The following is a 20,161-nucleotide window of genomic DNA, read 5'->3' on the forward strand; positions in this document are numbered from 1 at the left end:
TGATTTTGCTCTTATTCATCTTTACAATTAAATAACTGGATTTGGTACGGGAGAAAGGGTTACTATGTAGAGTAGCCCTTTTATCTTTGAATTCAGACTTGATTTATCGGAGGCCAGAGAAACTGATGACTAAATTCCGTGCCAAACTGACATTTATTTTGATTGTAATGATTGGTTCATCCATGCTGCTTGCTGGTATTTTTATGGCAAAAGTGCTTGAGGATTCTCATGTGAAGTCCTTGGAGGAGAATATGGAGCGCGAGCTGCATGTCCTTGTAGCGACGGGGGATTGGGGCAGGATGGGATCAGAAACTGAAATGGTATCCTATTTCTCCGAACAAGCCAAACGGATTAAAACAGCAACGAATGAACGTTTGACCTTTGTTCGTGCAGACGGCAAAGTGATCGGTGATTCCGATCAAAATCCAGCGCAGATGGACAACCACTTAAGTCGTCCGGAGATTGCCGCAGCTGCAGCAAATGGCGTAGGCTACGTTACGCGATACAGTGATACCCTGAAAGAGAAAATGTTGTACGCCGCCATTCCAGTGAAGAATGAGGCACAGGTAACAACTGGTTATTTGCGTATCTCGCTGAGTCTGGAACAAATAGATAATTCGATCCGCAGTTTGTGGTATTTTCTCATTGTAGGGTTGATGATCCTATTCTTGATTGCCGGTCTGGTTAGCTATCGAATTGCTAAGGGGATTACTCATCCGATTGAGAAAATGACGAAGGTCGCCCAGCAAATTACGAATATGAATTATGAATCCCGTGTTCCCGCCTATAGTAATGATGAAGTTGGGCAGCTAGGGCAGGCGATCAATCGTATGTCCGAAAGCCTGCAGCAGCAGATGGCGCGGATTCAGGAGAATGAGCGCAGACTTCAAGGCGTTATGGAAAATATGCTGAGCGGCATTATGATGATTGACCGCGAAGAGCGGATCATGTTGTTAAATCCTTCAGCTGAGTACATTTTGGGCTTTTCTTCACAGGAGCTTTTGGGGAAAAGATATAACGAAGCAAAGCAGCAGTTTGAGTTTACGAAGCTGATTCAGGAATGTATTGAGACGCGCGAATCGATTCGTGACGAAATGATCTTCTATTATCCGGCTGAACGCATTCTGGACATTCATTTAAGTCCAATTGCGCATGAAGACGAAGAGTGGTCTGGCGTGCTGATCGTAATTCATGATATCACGGCTGTTCGCAGGCTTGAACGGATGAGAAGCGAATTTGTAGCGAATGTATCCCATGAGCTTAAGACGCCGATTGCTGCTGTCAAGGGTTTCGCTGAGACGTTGCTGGCAGGCGCGCTGAACGATAAGGAAACGGCGGTATCGTTCCTACAGATTATTTTTGATGAAAGCGAACGGTTGAACCGGCTGATTGGGGATATTCTCGAACTTTCGAAAATTGAATCCAAGCGGATTCCAATGAATTTTTCGCCTATCTATTTACCAGAGTTTCTAGAGAGATCACTTAACGTTCTGAGAAAAGAAGCCGAGAAAAAGCATATCGAGCTGGGTTTGCAGGTCGATGAAGATATGTATATTGAAGCTGATGAAGATCGCCTGCGCCAAATTATTATCAATCTTCTCTCCAATGGCATTGCGTATACGCAGGAAGGCGGCAAGGTTAAGCTTCGGATAGAGCCGCTTGATCCCAATAGCGAGGGTGATTACGAGCGTCTGCGTTTAATTGTCTCTGATACGGGTATGGGGATTCCGAAGAAGGATTTACCGCGTATTTTCGAACGTTTTTATCGGGTTGACAAAGCCCGTTCGCGAAGTTCAGGTGGAACTGGATTGGGCTTATCCATTGTGAAACATTTGGTTGAGCTGCATAAAGGGACGATTCGCGTGGATAGCGAAGTCGGAATTGGGACGAGATTCACCATTGAATTGCCAGTCATCCACTAAATTATATGGATAAAATGCGACATTTACATTCACTATGCAAAAATGTGTTATTATATGGATGTGCAATGTTAATAAACTGTAAATACGGGGGATCCCATGGCACAAAAAATATTAGTAATTGAAGACGAGCCTACCTTGGCCAGGTTGTTATCGTACAATCTTTCCCAAGAAGGGTATCATACAAAAGTTGTGGATCATGGTGGAGATGGTCTCCAAGAAGCGATTCAGCAGTCCTATGATTTAATTATTTTGGACATAATGCTGCCAGGATTGAATGGCTTTGAGGTATTGGCTAAGCTTAGACAAAAAGGAAATAGCACGCCAGTTATCATCTTAACGGCCCGCAATGCGGAAGATGAAGTTGTTCAAGGCTTGAAGCACGGAGCAGATGACTATATAACGAAGCCTTTTGGTGTTGCGGAATTGCTGGCACGGGTATCAGCCGTACTGCGCAGAACGATGTCGGAGGATCTCACGGTAGACAAGCAGGGAACGAATGAGAAAGTCATTCAAGCGGGCGAACTTTTCATCTATCCAGAGAAGTATGAAGTCGTACTGAATGGCGAATCGATTCCTTTGAGACCGAAGGAGTTTGAGGTGCTGCTGTATCTTGTTCAGCGTCCAGGCGTAGTTGTGACTAGGGACGATCTTATGAATATCGTTTGGGGCTTTGATTACATCGGCGGACAGCGAACAGTGGATGTTCACGTGAGTTCGCTGCGTAAAAAGCTGGAAATGAATCAGCAATCGGTGCAGATTGATTCGATTCGCGGTGTAGGATATAAGCTTGTGGCGTCGATTATCAAAAAATAAAGAGCCTAGGGTGCTGGTGAAACAGTTACCCAGGCTTATTTTTTTGCGTGGATTCCGTTCTCGTCATATCAGAAAGCACAATCGGATATATTTATCGCCAGATCAGAAATTTTATTTTTGCAGGTTTTTGATATACTGATAATAGTACGAGCTCTGACGAAAACCCTAAGGAGGACCATCATGTCCAAAACGTATCGAATTGCGATTATCGGCTGTGGAGGCATTGCCAACGGCAAACATATGCCAAGTTTGAACAAATTAAAAAATGTCGAAATGGTTGCTTTCTGTGATATTATTCCTGAAAAGGCACAAGAAGCTGCTGACAAGTATGGAAAAGGTGAAGTTCGCGTATATGAAGATTACCGTGAGCTTTTGAAAGACAGCACGATTGATATTGTTCATGTTTGTACACCGAATGATTCCCATGCGGAGATTACTATTGCGGCATTGGAAGCTGGTAAACATGTAATGTCTGAAAAACCTATGGCCAAAACAGCAGCTGATGCACGCCGAATGGTGGAAGCAGCGAAACGCACAGGCAAAAAATTGACCGTCGGTTACAACAATCGCTTCCGCAGCGATAGCCAGCACCTGCACCAATTATGTTCGGAAGGTGAGCTGGGTGATATTTATTTCGCAAAAGCTCATGCCATCCGTCGCCGCGCGGTACCAACATGGGGAGTTTTCCTTGATGAAGAGAAGCAAGGCGGAGGTCCTTTGATCGATATTGGCACACACGCGCTCGATTTGACGTTGTGGATGATGAACAATTATGAACCGAAGGTTGTTCTCGGTACTTCGTACCATAAATTGTCTCAACGCGAAAACGCAGCAAACGCATGGGGGCCTTGGGATCCATCCAAGTTTACTGTAGAGGATTCCGCATTCGGTATGATTACGATGAAAAATGGCGCTACGATTATACTGGAATCAAGCTGGGCGCTGAACACGCTGGAAGTCGATGAAGCAAAATGTACGCTTAGCGGTACAGAAGGCGGCGCTGACATGAAAAATGGACTTCGCATTAACGGCGAAAAGCACAGCCGCTTGTATACAACAGAAGTTGAGCTTAAAGCTGGCGGCGTAGCCTTTTATGATGGAGAAACGGATAGTGCACCGGATTTGGAAATGCGTTTATGGATTCAAGCCATTGAAAATGATACAGATCCAGTCGTAACACCGGAGCAAGCTTGTGTCGTTTCTGAGATTTTAGAAGCTATTTACGAATCCGCTAAAACAGGTAAAGCTGTTTATTTCGACTAATTTCAACTATTTCCCAGGAAATAAGCAAGAAATCCCCTTTTTCGAGAGTTTAAGCTCGAATGAAGGGGATTTTGCTTTTTTTGAGCTCACCGGGTGTTAGTCCGGTTCTTTTCTTAAAGGTTTTGGAGAAATGGTGGAGATCTGCAAATCCGCAGTAGCTAGCAATGGATTCTTGACTGAGATCTGTATGCGTCAGCAATTCTTTGGCGTGATTCACCCGCATGTTCATCAAATACTGGTGAGGGGAAATGCCATACCGCTGCTTGAACACAATGCTAAATCGAGAAATCGACAGATTAGCTCGTGCAGCCATGTCTTCTAAGGAGATAGGGTCACTCAAATGATGCGAGAAATAGGAAGTAATCCAGTCGAACGAATGTGACGCAGCGTATGGTTCTTGATAGTAGGTTTCTAATAAAGAAAGGATAATCTCCGTTACTAGATGCTGGGTTTTAAGTTGAATGAGCGGATCCTGCTTTTCGGCTTGCTCGATAACCTGTAAGAGCGTTTCTTTCAGTTTTAACGGCTTGAGCGGCTCAACCTGCACAGGCATTTCCACCCCATACAAGTCTTTGATGGTTGGCTGCATGAGATGCTTATAAGCAGATAAATCAATTTGTCCAGGGCGGGTAGGAAAACTGTGTTCACGTTCGCTGTTAAAACAGAGGTCAAAATGGATATACGGCGTAACGGTATTCGTTAACCCTTCCAAAGACAATAAGCTGCCAGGCTGTACAAGGCAAAACTGACCCGTGTTAAAGGTATATTTTTTATTATCAATATGGAAACAGCAAGTGCCTTCTTGAATGTATACCAATAAATAATCAAGCAGTCTGCGCTCTGGGTAAGACCATGGTTTACGAACGGCAAAGTCGCTTTGTCTGACAAAAGGAACGATGGGATGTTGTTTCAGAAAATCGCTTAGCATGTGAACCTACCTTTCAATCCAGTTGTTTTTGACAATAATATAATCTTGTTTGACAAAGATTTGGAACAGGCCCAGCCCTATAATAAAGCTATAATTATACAAATTGAGGTGATCCGAGATGAGCATGAAGGAAACAAGCCATAACCAAGCGTTACCCTCTTTGGAAGACAGTTATACATTGACGGAGCAGCAGATAGAAAGCTATCAGCAGAAAGGACATATTTTGCTGAGGCAGGTGGCCAGCCCAGCGGAAATTACTTCTTACGAGCCGATTATTACGGATTTGGTCAAGGAATTGAATTATCACAACAAACCGATTGAGCAGCGTGATACGTACGGCAAGGCTTTTATCCAAATCTCTAACCTGTGGGAAAAAAGCGAAGCGGCTCGCAGATTCGTATTAGCGAAAAGATTTGCCAAAATCGCAGCGGAATTGATGGGTGTAGAAGGCGTACGCATTTATCATGATCAGGCCTTGTACAAGGAACCTCATGGAGGTCATACCCCATGGCATCAAGACCAAATCTATTGGCCGCTGGATACAGATAAAACGATTACGATGTGGATGCCGCTAGTACCTATCTCAGAGGAAGTAGGCTCGATGACTTTTGCTTCTGAGTCCCATCGCATTGGTTATATTAATAAAATGGTGATTTCCGATGAATCCCACCGTACTTTAGCTGGTTATATTGAGGGCAAAGGGTATGAAAAGATGTCTCATGGTGCTATGGAAGCTGGAGATGCGACCTTCCATGCCGGGTGGACGCTGCACAGCGCGCCTGGCAACCCGACGGACTCTATGCGTAAAGTAATGACGGTCATCTACTATGCCGATGGACTGCATATTGCGGAGCCGGATAGTAAAGCCCGCGAAAGCGATTTGAAAACTTGGTTTCCCGGCGCTCAACCAGGCGATTTGGCGGCAACGGCCATCAATCCGCTCGTCTACAGCCGATCCATACGATAGTAATGGCAGCTATCTGCTGGTTTGTTCCTGTTTGCGGAACTTGCCTGGGGGTAGCTTTTTTTCTTGTTTGAACGTATGGGTAAAATAATGGACGGACGAAAAGCCGGTAACCTCAGCAATTTCGTTAATCGAAAGCTCACTTGTCAGCAACAGGTGGGCTGCTTGGCGTATGCGCTCACTACGGATGAAATCCGTATACGTCTCATGAATCCCTTCTGAAAATAAGCGTGAAAGGTGGCGCTCAGAAACATTAAGATAGCCAGCAACATCGCTAAGGTGAAGGGGTTGAGACAGATTGTCACGGATATAAAGTTTGGCCCGCTGCAGCAGGATATTCGTATTTTTACGGTGGACAATAGGTTTGCCAGTCTCTTTACCGAATAGGCTGAGAAACGATACGAGAAGTGTGTAGGCTAATGTTGGAACGGCTGCAACCGGTAAGCTGCCATGCCCCTCCCGAATCAAAAGCGACTTCCACAAGAGGGCTGTTGGGTGATGGTCCCCATCATACAGACAAATCTCGGCATGCTCAGCTAGATCCTGAAAGGCTTCTCGCATCGTATCTTCGCTTTGTGTTTCATCTAGTTCAAAGGCGACGAACAAAATAAAGAGGCCTTTTTGGGTGCGGATTTGATGTTTGATGCCAGGTCTGGAGCAAAAGTGCGTACCTGGTCTCAACGGGTAGAGGATGCCTTCTTCCGTATACTCACCTTCGCCGCTGATGACGTAACAGACCTCAAAAAAGGAATGTTTGTGGGGCTGGTTATCGAATAAGCACGGATCTACACCCCAATATTGAATTTTAAAGCATGCTGCAGGTCCATGAATGACCGTTGCAACCTCGTTCAGCAGGGATCTGGTTTCCTTGCACAAGTACACATGCATCATCCTTCATGTCCTTATTTTGCAAAAAGCTGTCCTTTGCAGAAAAAGACAGATTGTTGTCCTATTCCTTATAATTATAGATAAGAAAGCGGTTTACAATCAACTGCATAGATGGAGGAATGGACTGTGATTACTCGCGAGGATGTAGAATTTTACAAAGAAAATGGGTATTTGCTTGTTAAAGGGGTATTCAATCAGCAAGAAGTAGAGGAAATGAGACAAGCGGTCGAAGAAATTATTATTCGTGCCGCAGAAGCGAAAGCAGACCGAAATGATCAATGGAGAGGTGATTTCCTTCCACCAGAAGAACTGAAGAAGCTGGTTTTAAAAGGCTTCCACGACGTGCACTATCACGATGCCGCATTCATGCGCGCTGTGATTCATCCGAATATGGCTGCTGTGCTGCAGCAAATCATTGGACCTAACGTGCAGTTGCATCATTCGAAAATGCTCGTGAAGCCGCCGGAGAATGGCGCTGCCTTCCCTATGCATCAGGATCACCCGTACTTCCCGCATGAGAAACATTCGATGCTTGCTGCGAGCGTGCATTTGGATTATGCGGATGAGGAGAACGGCTGCTTGCGAGTTATTCCAGGTTCGCACCGCACAGGCAGCTTGCCACACGTGGGTCAACATTATTTGAACCACAAGGAATATCCCGTTAAAGAGGGGACACCTTGTGTGGCAGAAGCCGGCGATGTACTGTTCTTTAACTACTTGACGATTCATGGCTCGGAATCCAATAAGAGTTCCAGAACAAGACGGAACGTGTTGTTCCAGTACCGTGATCCGAGCGATTTCCCGACGGAGAATACGCATTTTGACTGGGGCATGGGTCTCATGGTCACAGGGAAAAACCCGCATTTCACGAAGGTGAAGCCGGAATATAAAATTATTTGAGGATGAGAAAGGCGCCTGCGGGTGCCTTTTTTCTTTTGAGGTTGAAGAATAGCGCTGCCTTTGTGGATATGGGCTTGATCGATCGCTGTGAGTAGTGTACAACGATGTTTTCCATCGTTGCAGAAGCAGACGAAGCGTCAAAGCCCGCTGTAACGATGAATATCATCGTTACAGATGAGAGCAGGCGATCGTCCCGCCCTTTGCTCGGTGTACAACGATGTTTTCCATCGTTGCAGAAGCGGACGAAGCGTCAAAGCCCGCTGTAACGATGAATATCATCGTTACAGGTGAGAACAAGCGATCGTTCCGCCCTTTGCTCGGTGTGCAACGATGTTTTCCATCGTTGCAGAAGCCGACGAAGCGTCAAGGCCCGCTGTAACGATGAATATCATCGTTACAGGTGAGAGCAGGCGATCGTCCCGCTCTTTGCTCGGTGTACAACGATGTTTTCCATCGTTGCAGAAGCGGACGAAGCGTCAAGGCCCGCTGTAACGATGAATATCATCGTTACAGGTGAGAGCAAGAGATCGTTCCGCCCTTTGCTCGGCCAGCAACGATCTTTTCCATCGTTGCAGAAGCCGCCGAAGACTGGAACGTTGGCTGGCACCTATCCCCTGGAAGGGTTCTACTTTTGGACATTCTGTTGTACGATAGATAGTAAATAAGTGGAAATTGGATGGTGGTTTCTTGGACTGGACGCGTAGAGAACTAAAGGAAAGAGCAAAGCAAGTACTACGAACATCTTACTGGAAGGCTTTTCTGGTAAGCCTATTGCTAGCCGTGCTGAGTGGAGGGGTGTCGAGCTGTTCCTTCAATTCGAACGGAGGGACGTCGGTAAAATTCCCCTTAACGGGAAATCACAGCAGTTGGACTGATTTTTACAGCAGCCCGGTATTTGTTGCAGTCGTTGTTGGAGCGATCTTGTTATTTATCTTCCTTATCCTTGTATCCATTGCTTTTCATGTTTTTGTTACGGCTCCTTTCGAAGTGAGCGTTATGCAATATTTTAAACAGGCCGCATCTGAAGATGTGAATATGAATTATCTCGTCTACTCGTTCCAAAAAGGCAGATATATGGCTATCGTTAAGGGGATGCTCTGGAAAAGCTTTCTCATTTTCCTTTGGTCCTTGCTGCTCATTATTCCGGGCATTGTGAAGGCTTATGCGTACAGCATGGTGCCCTTTCTTTTGGGAGACAATCCGGGGATTGGTACGAAGAGGGCGGTTGAGCTTAGCAAACAGATGACGAACGGGCAGAAGTGGAACATGTTCGTCCTGGACCTATCTTTCCTTGGATGGTATATCCTAGGATTCCTGGCACTTGGCATTGGCGTTCTGTTCGTTATGCCGTATGATCATTCAACCAAGGCTGAACTTTATAAAGTGCTCAGGCAGCAGGCACTGTATGATGGACTCAGCAGCAACAAGGAATTGAATCTTCCCGAGGAATGAATCGTCGACGCGCATTAATAAGGACTTACTCAACAAGGTCACATTAGACCTTGTTGAGTAAGTCCTTTTTCATAAAATGGCTAGTAATTCTTGCAGTGCAGCAATCTCATGGCTCGGCAAGTTGTGCAGCGGCGCCGTCCGCTCATGATGATTGATCCAAACATTTCGCATGCCAACCGCTAAAGCTCCTTTGATGTCGGTATCCAGATTATCACCGACCATGAGGGCTTCTTCCGCCATGACACCAAGCAGCTTCAACGCATGCTGAAAAATAGAAGGATCAGGTTTGCCGCGGCCAAAGACACCGGAAATCAAGATATGATCAAAGTAATCCGCCAGACCTGGTATACTGTCTACCTTTTCCTGTTGCAGGTCAGGCGCGCCATTCGTCAACAAAAGCAGCTGATACTTCGACCGCAAAGCCGCTAATACTTCGAAAGTCGCTTCATAGACCAATGGACGCTCCCGACGCTCCTTGGCAAACCTCTGCGCAAGTGTTTCACCTAACTCCGGATCGTTAATCCCCAGTTTGAGCAGGCCCTGCGTCCAAGCGCTTTTTTGAAACACTGGCGCTAACTGTCCCAGCTCTAGAAAGGTTGGATGCTCTTTGCAATCAAATCGTCCCCACAGCGCTTCTAAATGTGTGACTTCAATCATTTTTGCATAGTCATAACAGGCCATTTCCTTAAATAAACGTTCAGATGATGCGCGCACCTCCTGCTCTAATTCGGTAGGGTTTACGTGGACGGAAGCTGCCGCTGCCTCGCAAGTCGCCTCAAATGCTTCTTGAATACTTCTTTCATCCCATAACAATGTATTATCCAAATCGAAAATAATGGCTTTGATCGGCTTCATTTCTATGTCCCTCCTAGTGTCTTACACTTAATTTCCAACATACTAACAAGGAAGTCAACAGAAAACTGAAGGGTTAATTTCGAATAATAGGTAAATGGAGCAACGAAAACAAATTAAATCAAATTAAAAACACAAATTTTACACGAATTTAACGCTGCGATTACAAACGCAGGTTATTATGTACCTATAGACACAACCAAAACCAACAAAAGGTGCTGGAATAACAAGTACATCAGTCAAACAGGAGGATTTCAATGATACAAGCAGTTGTTTTTGATTGGGCGGGGACGATGGTAGACTATGGATGTTTTGCTCCGCTTAACGTATTTATGGAAGTCTTCCGAAAAAGAGAGATTGCAATCACCTTATCAGAAGCAAGAGCGCCGATGGGCCTTCTCAAACGTGATCATATTAGTGAAATCCTAAAAATGGAGCGTGTCGCCGGCTTATGGCGCGAGCGCTATGGACAATTGCCTCAGGAAGCGGATGTTGACTCACTTTATGCAGATTTTGAACCGATGATGCTAGCTGTCGTTCATGAATACGCCGAACCGGTACCGGGAGCGCTTGCACTCGTAGAACGTTTGCGTCAAAGCGGCATTCGGATCGGTTCCACAACGGGCTACACCGCTGAGATGATGGCGATTGTCACCGCACAAGCGAAGAAGCGCGGTTATGCCCCGGACCACTTGGTTACGCCAAATGATGTGCCCGCAGGACGTCCATATCCTTGGATGATCTACGAGAACGCGGCTGCTCTGAACGTCTATCCCCTGTATAACGTAATGAAGGTGGGAGATACGGTAAGTGATATAAGAGAAGGCGTCAACGCTGGAACTTGGACAATTGGTGTGGTACTGGGAAGCAGTGAGCTGGGTATGAGCGAAGCGGAAGTTGAAGCTTGTGATCCTGAAGTTCTAAAGGTGCGTATGGAAGCTGTCACAGCCAAGTTTCATGAAGTAGGCGCACATTATGTCATCCAAACAATTGGTGAACTTGATCAGCTTATTCCACTTATCAATCAAAAACTTCAAAGAGGTGAACGTCCATGACAACAACGACGAATCAATTACCGGACAATCCATATTTATTGCTTACACCAGGCCCTTTATCCACTAGTAAAAAAGTAAAAGCGGCTATGCTGCGTGATTGGTGCACATGGGACCAAGACTATAATCAACTCGTGCAGTCCATTCGCAGCCGATTAGTGACGATGGCTTCCAGCAAGCCAGATGATTATACAACAGTGCTCATGCAGGGAAGCGGAACATTCAGTGTGGAATCGGTCATCGGATCCGTTATTCCCAAAGACGGCAAGCTGCTTGTTCTTGCTAACGGAGCTTATGGCAAAAGGATTGCCCAAATAGCGGATGTCCTCGGTATTTATTCGATCGTCCTGGATGCAGGGGAAACGAAGCCAGTTAACGTTAAGCAGTTAGAGGAAGTGCTGAAGGTAGACTCGTCGATCACGCATGTTGCAGTTGTTCATGTAGAAACAACGACGGGAATGATGAATCCCATCGCTGATGTTGCTCGCATTGCCAAGCAATACGGCAAAACACTGATTCTTGATGCGATGAGCTCTTTTGGCGGTATTCCGATTGATATAGCGGAGTTAGATATCGATTATTTAATTAGTAGTGCCAACAAATGCATTCAAGGCGTACCGGGTTTTGGATTTATCATTGCGCGTAAAGAGTCTTTGGTCAAATGCAAAGGATTAGGGCGTTCCTTGTCGTTAGATCTCTACGATCAATGGGAGACTATGGAGCAAGGAAACGGCAAATGGCGTTATACGTCACCAACACATACAGTTCGAGCTTTTGATCAAGCGCTCCAAGAGTTAGAGGAAGAAGGCGGGGTTGCACGTAGATTCGAAAGGTTCACTCGTAACCAACAAACGTTGGTTGCTGGCATGCAGCGGATGGGGCTGCAACCTTTACTTCCAACTGAGCTGCAGTCGCCGATTATTACTTCCTTCTTGTACCCGGATTCGTCTGTGTTTTCCTTTGATGAGTTCTATGTACGCATTAAACAAGAAGGCTTTGTAATCTATCCAGGCAAAATAACAGCTGCGGCTACGTTCCGAATCGGCAACATTGGCGATATTCATCTACCTGACATTGAGCGTCTTCTGCAAGGTATTGAAAGACAGTTATTTTGGAAAACAACTTAAAAACAACAAATAAAAATAAAATTCAAATATTTTACGTGCATTTAATACCAATTTTACATTTCTCATTTATACTAATATTTATCAGGTGATAGACATACAAACCGATAATTCGAATGAAGGTGGGAGTAAGAAGATGAAGAAATCATTAGGAAGTGCAGTAGCGTTGTTGACAGTTGCTTTGATGTTAGGGGCTTGCGGCGGGAAAGCGGTAGGTACAGATGGAGCGAAACCAAATACAGCTCCCTCAGCAGCGGGCGAGGTTACAGTGGATACCAAAAGCAAGGATCTAACGGTTTACACGGCTTTGGAAGATGATCAAATCAAAACTTACCTCACGACCTTCAAAGCGAAATATCCGGATGTTAAAGTAAATATTGTTCGTGATTCCACCGGAATTGTAACAGCTAAATTACTTGCTGAGAAAGATAATACACAAGCAGACGTTGTATGGGGGCTAGCGGCAACAAGCTTGCTCGTTCTTGACCAGAACACCATGTTAGAGCCTTACGCACCAAAAGGCGTAGAACGTATTCTTCCAGATTTTAAAGACAAAAATGCCGTAACGCATTGGGTTGGCATCGACGCATGGGAAACAGCGTTCATCGTCAACAAAGTGGAGATGGAGAAGCGCAAGCTGGCCATTCCGCAATCTTATGAGGATCTAGCGAAGCCGGAATACAAAGGGCTCATCACAATGCCGAATCCTTCGTCTTCAGGTACTGGTTTCTTGACGGTTTCCGGATTGGTTCAATTGAAAGGCAATGACGCAGCATGGGATTACATGAACAAATTGCATAACAACATCGCGATGTATGTTCACTCCGGTTCCAAACCAGCCAAATTAGCTGGTACTGGCGAATATCCAATTGGTATTTCCTTTGGTTACCGTGGTATTCAAGAGAAAAAAGCTGGCTCGCCAGTTGAAGTTGTATTCCCTAAAGAAGGTTCCGGCTGGGACGTTGAAGCTAATGCTTTGATGAAGAAGAAAGTCGTGAAACAAGTGGCTAAAGACTTCTTGGATTGGGCTATTACGGATGATGTTATGAAAGAATACAACAAAAACTACGCCATTCTAGCGATTAAAACAGATTCTGCTAAGATTCCTGACGGTTACAGCGTAGATCCGGTTAAACAACTTATCAAAAACGATTTGAACGATGCTGCCAAAAAACGTGACAGTGTTCTAGCTGAGTGGGACAAGCGTTTTAATTCAAAAAGCGAACCTAAATAAATAACCGACAAACCAAGAAAAGGCTGACTGCGAACCATGCTTGCAGCAGTCTTTTTTCTATCACCTTTTTACAAAGCGATAACATAACACACTTATACTAGAGCTAATAAGACTAAGGGGGCTGCTTGATCATGACACAAGCTTACTTGTCCATTCAAGGGGTAAATAAAACATTTGGATCTTTCAGCGCATTGAATAATATCCATATTAATATTCAGAAGAATGAGTTCATTTGTTTATTAGGCCCAAGCGGTTGCGGTAAAACGACATTACTTCGCATTATTGCGGGATTAGAAAAGCCGACACAAGGTCGGATCACGGTTGATGGGAAAGATATTACCCAACTACCGCCAGCTAAAAGAAATTTTGGCATGGTGTTTCAGTCCTATGCGCTTTTTCCTAACCTTACTGCTTATCAGAATGTAGCCTATGGCTTGCAGGGCAAGAAATTTAAGAAGAAAGAGATTGACGAGAAGGTAAAGGAAGTCTTGAACCTAGTGGATCTGCTGCACCTCCACGATCGCTACCCAGCGCAAATGTCCGGCGGGCAGCAGCAACGTGTAGCATTGGCACGCGCTATCGTATTGTCTCCGGATTTCCTGCTGCTTGATGAACCGCTTTCAGCGTTAGATGCCAAAGTTCGTGTGAAACTTCGTGAGCAAATTTGCGAACTGCAGGACAAGCTTGGCATTACAACGGTGATGGTTACGCATGACCAAGAGGAAGCGCTCACGATGGCAGATCGCATTGTGGTGATGAAAAACTCCGAAGTTGTGCAAATGGGAACGCCAGAACAAGTGTATGAAGAGCCGAATTCGGCATTTGTCGCCGATTTTATCGGATCGATTAATTTCTTGGAGAACGGTGAGCAAGGAGGATTATCACAACCTAGAGGTCTAGCCATTCGACCTGAACATATTCGCCTTTCAGCGCCTGGATCAAACAAAGGAATGAAGGCGGTTGTCAAGCATGTCGAGTTCCGGGGCGCTTTCTACAGAGTGACGCTTCAGCCAGCAGCTGGCACAGGCTACCAGAATGTCCTGCTTACAGTGGATGTGTCTTCCCAAGCGACGCATCAACTGAAGCTCATCAAACATGCCGAAGTATCCGTTGATTTCCCGCAGGAAAAGATGATCACATTCCCAGCTGATTCTATGGTAGGTGCCTAAATGAACAAGGGAATTATCAGCATGAATCCGCCGATCCGCCGTCACCTCGGAGCTATTTTTACCTTACAAAATGTGTTGATTGTCGTACTCGTGCTCACTTTAACAACAAGCACTCTCATTCCGTTAATTCTTTTATTTAGCAAAGCTTTGCTGGATAAAAATGCGGAGTTTATTGGACTAGCTAACTTTGTCCAGTATTTCTCTACGCCTTCCTTACTTCAATCGTTAACGAACACAATCTGGATTTCTGTGCTATCCACGGTACTTGCCGTTGTTCTCGCCTTCGCTTATGCCTACGGGATAAGCCGTACGGCTATTCGCGGCAAAAGTTATTTCCGCTATGTTGCGTTATTGCCGCTTTTTCAACCGACGATGATGCACGGTATTGCACTTACTTATTTGTTTGGGAATCAAGGGATCATTACACACGGTTTTTTCGGACTCTTGCCTGGTCTGAGAATACCGATTTATGGACCCATTGGGATTGTCATCTCGGAAGTGATTTACTTATTTCCACAAGCTTTTCTGATTTTTATCACAGCTCTGTCAATGACCGATCAGCGACTGTATGAGGCCGCGGAATCGCTGGGCGCGAATAAATGGAAGACTTTTTTCACGGTAACTTTGCCCTCCGTCAAGTATGGCCTCATTAGTGCCATTTTCGTCTGCTTCACAGCTAGCTTTACGGATTTCGGGGCTCCGCAGGCTATCGGAGGTAAGTTTAACGTACTTGCCACGGATATTTACAAGCAGGTCATCGGGCAGCAGAACTTATCCATGGGAGCAACAGTTGGGATCCTGCTCACAATTCCGGCAATCATCGCTTTTGCTGTAGATCGATTCGTTGAGCGCAAACAGCGCTCGCTGCTTTCTTCGAAATCAACGCCATACCGGGTGCCTGAAGGGCAGGCTCGGGACAAATTCTATCGGACATTTTGCATCATCGTCTCGATTGCTATTTTGGTTCCGTTAATCACCATTGTATTTGCTTCCTTGGTGAAGGTGTGGCCGTACAATATCAGTTTAAGCTTCAAACATTACGACTTTTCGAGTGTTGCAGGATCAGGCCTGGAGCCGTTCTGGAATTCACTTCAAGTTTCACTCATCACAGCTGTGGCGGGTACAATCATGACCTTTATTTTCGCTTATTTAATTGAAAAAACCAGATCGATGAAAGAAATGCGTCAGATTGGTTACTTCTTGTCTATTTTACCGCTTGCGCTTCCAGGTATGGTTATTGGTCTTGCTTACATTTTCTTCTTTAATGATCCAAGCAATCCCCTGAACTGGATTTATGGCACAATGGCGATCATCGTACTTGCGAACATTACGCATTTCTATGCGGTTCCCTTCATCACGGCTACGACTGCTTTGAAAAAGCTGGACAAGGAATTCGAGCTCGTTTCGGAGTCTATGCGTGTTCCTTTCTACAAAACATTTTTGCGAGTAACTGTGCCAATGTCTCTCCCAGCCATTATCGAAATTGCCATGTACTTTTTTGTTAATTCCATGGTTACGGTATCTGCCGTTGTGTTCCTCCGGGCTGCTGATATGAATCTTGCGGCTGTCGCTTTAGTGAATATGGAAGATGCAGGTGATGTAGCTGCCGCTGCCGCGATGTCTACCCTGATCGTAGGAACGAATATTATCGTCCGTTTGTCTTACGAGCTCATTTTAAAAAAGGTGAAAAAGCGAACGGCTGCTTGGCAAATGCCGAAGTAACGTCCTATTAAGCAAAACGTGATGCATAAATTGGAGGGTCTAACCTTATGTCTTTGATTGGTGAAGAGCGAAAGAATTATATTCTCAATCAGTTGAATTTGGATGGCAAAGTAAAGACGAATGAATTGGTTGAAGCGCTGGATGTTTCCTCCGAGACGATACGTCGTTATTTGGAAGAGTTGGAAGATGAAAATAAGCTGAAGCGGGTATATGGCGGCGCCGTCAAAATTAATTTGTCCCGAGACGAGCCGTCACACCTGAAAAGGGAAGTGCTGTATGCAGATGAGAAACGTAAAATCGGCCGCGCAGCAGCCACTCTTGTGGAGGATAATGACGTTATTTTCATCGATGACGGAACGACGACTCTTCATATCATCGATTATTTGCTGAACAAGAAAAACCTGACGGTTCTAACCATTTCCATACCAGCCCTGTACTTGTTAATTGACTACAAAAACAAAGGATTGTTCACCGGGGACATCTTTTTAATTGGCGGTAAGGTAAATGCCTTGCATTCCAGGGTCACAGGTTTACTGGCAGAGAAGATGGTGGAAAATTTCTATGCAGATAAAGCATTCTTATCCGTGGACGGCATGATGCTGGACAAAGGGATTACAGGTTTCGAAGAAGGTAAGGGTCAATTGACTCAGCAAATGATGAAATACGCTAAGCAAAGCATCGTGCTCTGCGATCACTCCAAGTTCGGGTTCGTACAGTTCTACAAAATTGCGGATTTAAGAGAGATCGATATCATTGTCAGCGATGTGCCTGCCCCCAAAGAGTGGCTATACGAGTTGCAGAAAAAAGGAGTTGTCTGGGTCTCATCAAACGATTAGCTGTGTTATGATAGAACAGTAATCATGACAAATATTGGGAGCTGATTCGTTTGTCGGTACAACTGAAAGTGACGCAATCTGCAGGTAGTATTGGCATTTTGAAGCATGCCGTCACGATGGTGATGGGGATGTGGCTAATTGTTGGCTTGTTTATCGATGGCTTTGCTCATAATCACGGAGCGGTTGAGACCTTTTTTACGCCATGGCATGCCATCTTGTACTCCGGCTATTTGGCCTGTGCGATTTGGATTCTTATCATTACTTATCAGAACAAAACAAGAGCCCGTCATGCCACTTGGGCAGCGGCTATTCCGACGGGATACAGGCTCGGGGTCGCAGGTGTAATCCTCTTTTTCATCGGCGGTATTGGCGATATGCTCTGGCATACGATATTTGGCATCGAGAAAAATATTGAGGCTCTCCTCAGCCCAACACATCTGATTCTATTGACTGGAGCATTGATGATTCTGACCAGCCCTTACCGTGCAATGAGTTATGCGGAGAAGGACGTTTCACCAAGCTTTCGCCGGTTGCTGCCTGCGCTGACTTCTGTGGCGCTGACCTTTGCCGTGATGGCTTTTTTTCTCATGTATGCATGGTCATTTCGTCAGAATTTATGGATGGCCAGGGAAGAGGACGCAGTGGCTAAAGCTGTAGTAGATTTTCTGGTCACAACGTTGCTGCTCGTTTTGCCGATTATGCTCGTACTAAGAAGGTGGAAGCTGCCTTTCGGCACGGTAACCTATTTCTTTGTTTTTGAAGCGGTATTGATGGCGGTGCTGGACGGTTTTTCACACTATGGTTCTATTGTGATTCTGCTCATTAGCGGGATCATCGGGGATTTGCTTTTAAAATCGGTCAAAGAAAAAGAAGTCAGTGCGTGGCAATATCGCGGCGTTTTCTTCCTGCTGCCTGTGCTCATCTGGGGCCTATATTTTGCGGATTTGCGCTTGTTCCATACGTTAGATTGGTCTCCTGAGCTCTGGGGTGGCACGATCTTTATTTGCGGCCTCTGTTCGATGGGATTAAGTATGCTGACGGCACCAGTCACATCTGGAAGAAAGCAATGAAACAGCTTGTCATCCTTCTCATGGGTTTAGCTATTCTCTTAACAGCTTGTGGGAATCAAAACACGACCATTGATATGTCAGGCATGCAGATGACCGGGAATATGGAGACTATGCCGACACATGCCCACAGTAGTGATGCGATTGCACATTTCTCGGTTGCCATGGACCGTTATTTGCCAGGTGAAGAGGCGACGATCACGATTCTAATTCAAGACAAATGGAATAAACCCATCGATAATTTTGACCTTATGCACGAGAAGCTGATGCATTTGATCGTGGTGAGCAAGGATCTGTCTTATTTTGATCATCTTCATCCGGAGCATGTTGGTAAAGGGCAATTCACAGTCAAGACAAAGTTCCCTGCTAGCGGCTATTATCAGCTGATTGCTGATTTCACCCCGCAGGGGAGTGGTGAGACGGTGCAAACGCACTGGGTCACGATTAACGGGAAAGAGCCGAAGATGGCGGTGCTCCAACCAGATACCTCGCTAACGAAAGAGGTGGGCGGCAAGGAAGTGACTCTTGCTTTCGACCATCTCATGGCGGGCATGGGGCTGGATATGATCTTCACGATCAAGGATGCCCGAACGAAGCAGCCGATTACCGATCTGCAGCCCTATCTGGGCAGCTTAGGGCATGTAGTTGCCATCAGCGCTGATGCGAAGGAGTATGTCCATGTCCACCCGAATGAGCAGAAGGGCTCGGGACCTGCAGCACCTTTCACAATTATTTTCCCCAAAAGTGGCATTTATAAAATATGGGGGCAATTTCAGCATCAGAATGAAGTATTTATCGTACCTTTTACCATTAAAGTGCCATAAAGGCGTTACATTTACAATTTCATCTGAATTTTGTAATCAAAAAGAAATATGTTATTCATCTAGCTTTAATAAAGTAGGCTTATAATAGAACTCGACCCCCTTTAAAATATATATATCTTAAGACCTGCAGCCCGTTGCTGTGGGTCTCTTTTTTTATGTAAAGGGAACTACAGTCCGCTATTTCTCTGCAAAGGCGCATTTTCCATGTGGATGGGGAACTATGGTCCGTTATTTTGCCGATATCACCTGAAAACGTGGCATGGAGGCAGCAATAGCGCCCTGTAGTTCCGCTCTGGCGGGAAACAGCCCGTTTCACTTCAATTAGCGAACTCAATTTCCCTTGAATCTGGGTCACGGGGATCTCACGGCTCCGCCAAAGAAAAGCAAAAAGACAGGTCGAATCAAAGATTCCCCTGTCTGTGAGCAACTGCTTATTTTTTCGCTACGTCGGTGATAACGAATTTGTCGCTTACTTTTTTCGTTGTATAAGTAGCGCCATCTTTTGTAGTGAATTTGACTTGATCCGCTGTATTTGCCTTGTCAAATGTGACGTCCGCTTTGGTTGTGTCTAACAGGTTTGTCGGGAAGAAGGAAGTCGGGTTAGTTACAATAGCTCCGTCTGCCTGCTGTTCCGTCAAATAGTGAGCTGCCAATTTATCCGCCATAGCAGCATCAAAATAGCTGGAAAGGAACTTCACGGCTTTCTCTTTGCTATCTGCTGCGATAGGGTTCAGGATGAACTTGTCATCTTTGGATTTTGCTTCTCCGAATAGGAAGCCCACTTTCTCTTGAGCAATTCTAGCGCCGATATAGCCTTTCATGTTGACAACATCCTGCGTTTCAGCTGTTGCTTGCGGTGAAGCTGCTGCGCTGGCGCTTGGAGACGGGCTAGTCGCTGTATTTTTTGGTTCGGAGGAGCATGCTGCTCCTGTAACCATCATCGTAAGCAGGATGACGCCTGCGGCTGTTTGTTTCAAAATCATGCGTGATACACCTCTTCGTCCGTATGAATGTATTTATATGTAAATAAATACATATTATATTTAAATTATTTAACTGCAAGTAAAAAATATACGCTATTTTCAAACGTAATGCAATGAATTCAAGGAAAGTTCACATTCTATTCTGTCCCTGAAAAGGTGAAAAAAACC

At 45.3% G+C, this 20,161-nt stretch carries 21 protein-coding genes; 16 read left to right on the forward strand and 5 right to left on the reverse strand.

All coding sequences use genetic code 11. The annotated features are described in order from the left end of the window. Nucleotides 1-125 precede the first annotated feature (125 nt). The 3 genes from pnpS (at nucleotide 126) to AC58VC_RS13920 (ending at nucleotide 3,998) form a co-directional block, all read left to right on the forward strand. On the forward strand, nucleotides 126-1,922 hold the full coding sequence (gene pnpS / locus AC58VC_RS13910; protein WP_497369350.1) for a two-component system histidine kinase PnpS: 1,797 nt from the start codon (nucleotides 126-128) through the stop codon (nucleotides 1,920-1,922). 96 nt (nucleotides 1,923-2,018) lie between these two features. Then, the gene (locus AC58VC_RS13915; RefSeq protein ID WP_497369351.1) at nucleotides 2,019-2,735 is read left to right on the forward strand and encodes a response regulator transcription factor; all 717 of its coding nucleotides are present in this window, start codon (nucleotides 2,019-2,021) and stop codon (nucleotides 2,733-2,735) included. 180 nt (nucleotides 2,736-2,915) lie between these two features. After that, nucleotides 2,916-3,998: a Gfo/Idh/MocA family protein gene (locus AC58VC_RS13920; RefSeq protein ID WP_145659543.1), complete on the forward strand. Its 1,083-nt coding sequence runs from the start codon at nucleotides 2,916-2,918 to the stop codon at nucleotides 3,996-3,998. 49 nt (nucleotides 3,999-4,047) lie between these two features. Here AC58VC_RS13920 and AC58VC_RS13925 read toward each other — a convergent pair whose 3' ends face one another. Further along, nucleotides 4,048-4,926 carry a helix-turn-helix domain-containing protein gene (locus AC58VC_RS13925; RefSeq protein ID WP_497369352.1) on the reverse strand — a complete coding sequence of 293 codons (879 nt, stop codon included), beginning with the start codon at nucleotides 4,924-4,926 and terminating at the stop codon, nucleotides 4,048-4,050. Between the two features lie 118 nt (nucleotides 4,927-5,044). On the opposite strand from AC58VC_RS13925, the gene AC58VC_RS13930 reads away from it, so the two are divergent. Continuing rightward, a complete protein-coding gene (locus AC58VC_RS13930) occupies nucleotides 5,045-5,893 on the forward strand; it encodes a phytanoyl-CoA dioxygenase family protein (RefSeq protein ID WP_497369353.1) in 849 nt (282 codons plus the stop codon). 9 nt (nucleotides 5,894-5,902) lie between these two features. Here AC58VC_RS13930 and AC58VC_RS13935 read toward each other — a convergent pair whose 3' ends face one another. After that, the gene (locus tag AC58VC_RS13935; RefSeq protein WP_497369354.1) at nucleotides 5,903-6,781 is read right to left on the reverse strand and encodes a helix-turn-helix domain-containing protein; all 879 of its coding nucleotides are present in this window, start codon (nucleotides 6,779-6,781) and stop codon (nucleotides 5,903-5,905) included. Between the two features lie 123 nt (nucleotides 6,782-6,904). Here AC58VC_RS13935 and AC58VC_RS13940 point away from each other — a divergent pair, with 123 nt between their 5' ends. Further along, complete coding sequence (locus AC58VC_RS13940; RefSeq protein ID WP_497369355.1) at nucleotides 6,905-7,678, forward strand: phytanoyl-CoA dioxygenase family protein; 774 nt, start codon at nucleotides 6,905-6,907, stop codon at nucleotides 7,676-7,678. Here the strand turns inward: AC58VC_RS13940 and AC58VC_RS13945 are convergent. Then, nucleotides 7,671-7,844, reverse strand: a complete 174-nt coding sequence (locus AC58VC_RS13945) for a hypothetical protein (protein ID WP_497369356.1) — start codon at nucleotides 7,842-7,844, stop codon at nucleotides 7,671-7,673. The two genes, AC58VC_RS13940 and AC58VC_RS13945, sit on opposite strands and share 8 nt — an antisense overlap. Before the next feature lie 51 nt (nucleotides 7,845-7,895). On the opposite strand from AC58VC_RS13945, the gene AC58VC_RS13950 reads away from it, so the two are divergent. The 3 genes from AC58VC_RS13950 to AC58VC_RS13960 all read left to right on the forward strand — a co-directional run bounded on the left by AC58VC_RS13950 (nucleotide 7,896) and on the right by AC58VC_RS13960 (nucleotide 9,130). Further along, entirely contained in the window at nucleotides 7,896-8,057 is a 162-nt protein-coding gene (locus AC58VC_RS13950; RefSeq protein ID WP_497369357.1) for a hypothetical protein, read from the forward strand. 64 nt (nucleotides 8,058-8,121) lie between these two features. After that, entirely contained in the window at nucleotides 8,122-8,343 is a 222-nt protein-coding gene (locus tag AC58VC_RS13955) for a hypothetical protein (protein ID WP_497369358.1), read from the forward strand. A 22-nt stretch (nucleotides 8,344-8,365) separates the two neighbouring features. Continuing rightward, nucleotides 8,366-9,130, forward strand: coding sequence for a DUF975 family protein (locus tag AC58VC_RS13960; RefSeq protein ID WP_497369359.1), 765 nt, complete (start codon nucleotides 8,366-8,368; stop codon nucleotides 9,128-9,130). 69 nt (nucleotides 9,131-9,199) lie between these two features. Here AC58VC_RS13960 and AC58VC_RS13965 read toward each other — a convergent pair whose 3' ends face one another. Next, entirely contained in the window at nucleotides 9,200-9,985 is a 786-nt protein-coding gene (locus tag AC58VC_RS13965; protein ID WP_497369360.1) for an HAD family hydrolase, read from the reverse strand. 254 nt (nucleotides 9,986-10,239) lie between these two features. On the opposite strand from AC58VC_RS13965, the gene phnX reads away from it, so the two are divergent. From phnX to AC58VC_RS14005, 8 genes are all read left to right on the forward strand, one after another. Further along, nucleotides 10,240-11,037 (forward strand): phosphonoacetaldehyde hydrolase, encoded by a 798-nt coding sequence (gene phnX / locus AC58VC_RS13970; protein ID WP_497369361.1) that lies wholly within the window; start codon nucleotides 10,240-10,242, stop codon nucleotides 11,035-11,037. Beyond that, entirely contained in the window at nucleotides 11,034-12,161 is a 1,128-nt protein-coding gene (gene phnW, locus AC58VC_RS13975) for a 2-aminoethylphosphonate--pyruvate transaminase (protein ID WP_497369362.1), read from the forward strand. The genes phnX and phnW overlap by 4 nt, the downstream gene beginning before the upstream one ends. A 133-nt stretch (nucleotides 12,162-12,294) precedes the next feature. Then, nucleotides 12,295-13,392 (forward strand): putative 2-aminoethylphosphonate ABC transporter substrate-binding protein, encoded by a 1,098-nt coding sequence (locus AC58VC_RS13980; protein WP_497369363.1) that lies wholly within the window; start codon nucleotides 12,295-12,297, stop codon nucleotides 13,390-13,392. Nucleotides 13,393-13,523: 131 nt separating this feature from the next. After that, entirely contained in the window at nucleotides 13,524-14,561 is a 1,038-nt protein-coding gene (locus tag AC58VC_RS13985; RefSeq protein ID WP_497369364.1) for a putative 2-aminoethylphosphonate ABC transporter ATP-binding protein, read from the forward strand. After that, complete coding sequence (locus AC58VC_RS13990) at nucleotides 14,562-16,283, forward strand: putative 2-aminoethylphosphonate ABC transporter permease subunit (RefSeq protein ID WP_497369365.1); 1,722 nt, start codon at nucleotides 14,562-14,564, stop codon at nucleotides 16,281-16,283. Between the two features lie 47 nt (nucleotides 16,284-16,330). Next, on the forward strand, nucleotides 16,331-17,119 hold the full coding sequence (locus AC58VC_RS13995; RefSeq protein WP_497369366.1) for a DeoR/GlpR family DNA-binding transcription regulator: 789 nt from the start codon (nucleotides 16,331-16,333) through the stop codon (nucleotides 17,117-17,119). 50 nt (nucleotides 17,120-17,169) lie between these two features. Beyond that, the gene (locus AC58VC_RS14000; RefSeq protein ID WP_497369367.1) at nucleotides 17,170-18,189 is read left to right on the forward strand and encodes a hypothetical protein; all 1,020 of its coding nucleotides are present in this window, start codon (nucleotides 17,170-17,172) and stop codon (nucleotides 18,187-18,189) included. Beyond that, nucleotides 18,186-19,010, forward strand: a complete 825-nt coding sequence (locus AC58VC_RS14005) for a DUF8832 domain-containing protein (protein ID WP_497369368.1) — start codon at nucleotides 18,186-18,188, stop codon at nucleotides 19,008-19,010. The genes AC58VC_RS14000 and AC58VC_RS14005 overlap by 4 nt, the downstream gene beginning before the upstream one ends. Nucleotides 19,011-19,441: 431 nt before the next feature. On the opposite strand, the gene AC58VC_RS14010 is transcribed toward AC58VC_RS14005, so the two are convergent. Further along, on the reverse strand, nucleotides 19,442-19,993 hold the full coding sequence (locus tag AC58VC_RS14010; RefSeq protein ID WP_497369369.1) for a hypothetical protein: 552 nt from the start codon (nucleotides 19,991-19,993) through the stop codon (nucleotides 19,442-19,444). Nucleotides 19,994-20,161: the final 168 nt, after the last annotated feature.

It is taken from the genome of Paenibacillus sp. J22R67 (assembly GCF_059692175.1).

What these genes read in the sequence shown, in the direction of transcription:
- pnpS (WP_497369350.1), top strand. Translation starts at nt 126, where the DNA reads ATGACTAAATTCCGTGCCAAACTGACATTTATTTTGATTGTAATGATT.
- AC58VC_RS13915 (WP_497369351.1), top strand. Translation starts at nt 2,019, where the DNA reads ATGGCACAAAAAATATTAGTAATTGAAGACGAGCCTACCTTGGCCAGG.
- AC58VC_RS13920 (WP_145659543.1), top strand. Translation starts at nt 2,916, where the DNA reads ATGTCCAAAACGTATCGAATTGCGATTATCGGCTGTGGAGGCATTGCC.
- AC58VC_RS13925 (WP_497369352.1), bottom strand. Translation starts at nt 4,926, where the DNA reads ATGCTAAGCGATTTTCTGAAACAACATCCCATCGTTCCTTTTGTCAGA.
- AC58VC_RS13930 (WP_497369353.1), top strand. Translation starts at nt 5,045, where the DNA reads ATGAGCATGAAGGAAACAAGCCATAACCAAGCGTTACCCTCTTTGGAA.
- AC58VC_RS13935 (WP_497369354.1), bottom strand. Translation starts at nt 6,781, where the DNA reads ATGATGCATGTGTACTTGTGCAAGGAAACCAGATCCCTGCTGAACGAG.
- AC58VC_RS13945 (WP_497369356.1), bottom strand. Translation starts at nt 7,844, where the DNA reads ATGATATTCATCGTTACAGCGGGCTTTGACGCTTCGTCTGCTTCTGCA.
- AC58VC_RS13950 (WP_497369357.1), top strand. Translation starts at nt 7,896, where the DNA reads ATGTTTTCCATCGTTGCAGAAGCGGACGAAGCGTCAAAGCCCGCTGTA.
- AC58VC_RS13955 (WP_497369358.1), top strand. Translation starts at nt 8,122, where the DNA reads ATGTTTTCCATCGTTGCAGAAGCGGACGAAGCGTCAAGGCCCGCTGTA.
- AC58VC_RS13965 (WP_497369360.1), bottom strand. Translation starts at nt 9,985, where the DNA reads ATGAAGCCGATCAAAGCCATTATTTTCGATTTGGATAATACATTGTTA.
- phnX (WP_497369361.1), top strand. Translation starts at nt 10,240, where the DNA reads ATGATACAAGCAGTTGTTTTTGATTGGGCGGGGACGATGGTAGACTAT.
- phnW (WP_497369362.1), top strand. Translation starts at nt 11,034, where the DNA reads ATGACAACAACGACGAATCAATTACCGGACAATCCATATTTATTGCTT.
- AC58VC_RS13980 (WP_497369363.1), top strand. Translation starts at nt 12,295, where the DNA reads ATGAAGAAATCATTAGGAAGTGCAGTAGCGTTGTTGACAGTTGCTTTG.
- AC58VC_RS13985 (WP_497369364.1), top strand. Translation starts at nt 13,524, where the DNA reads ATGACACAAGCTTACTTGTCCATTCAAGGGGTAAATAAAACATTTGGA.
- AC58VC_RS13990 (WP_497369365.1), top strand. Translation starts at nt 14,562, where the DNA reads ATGAACAAGGGAATTATCAGCATGAATCCGCCGATCCGCCGTCACCTC.
- AC58VC_RS13995 (WP_497369366.1), top strand. Translation starts at nt 16,331, where the DNA reads ATGTCTTTGATTGGTGAAGAGCGAAAGAATTATATTCTCAATCAGTTG.
- AC58VC_RS14005 (WP_497369368.1), top strand. Translation starts at nt 18,186, where the DNA reads ATGAAACAGCTTGTCATCCTTCTCATGGGTTTAGCTATTCTCTTAACA.
- AC58VC_RS14010 (WP_497369369.1), bottom strand. Translation starts at nt 19,993, where the DNA reads ATGATTTTGAAACAAACAGCCGCAGGCGTCATCCTGCTTACGATGATG.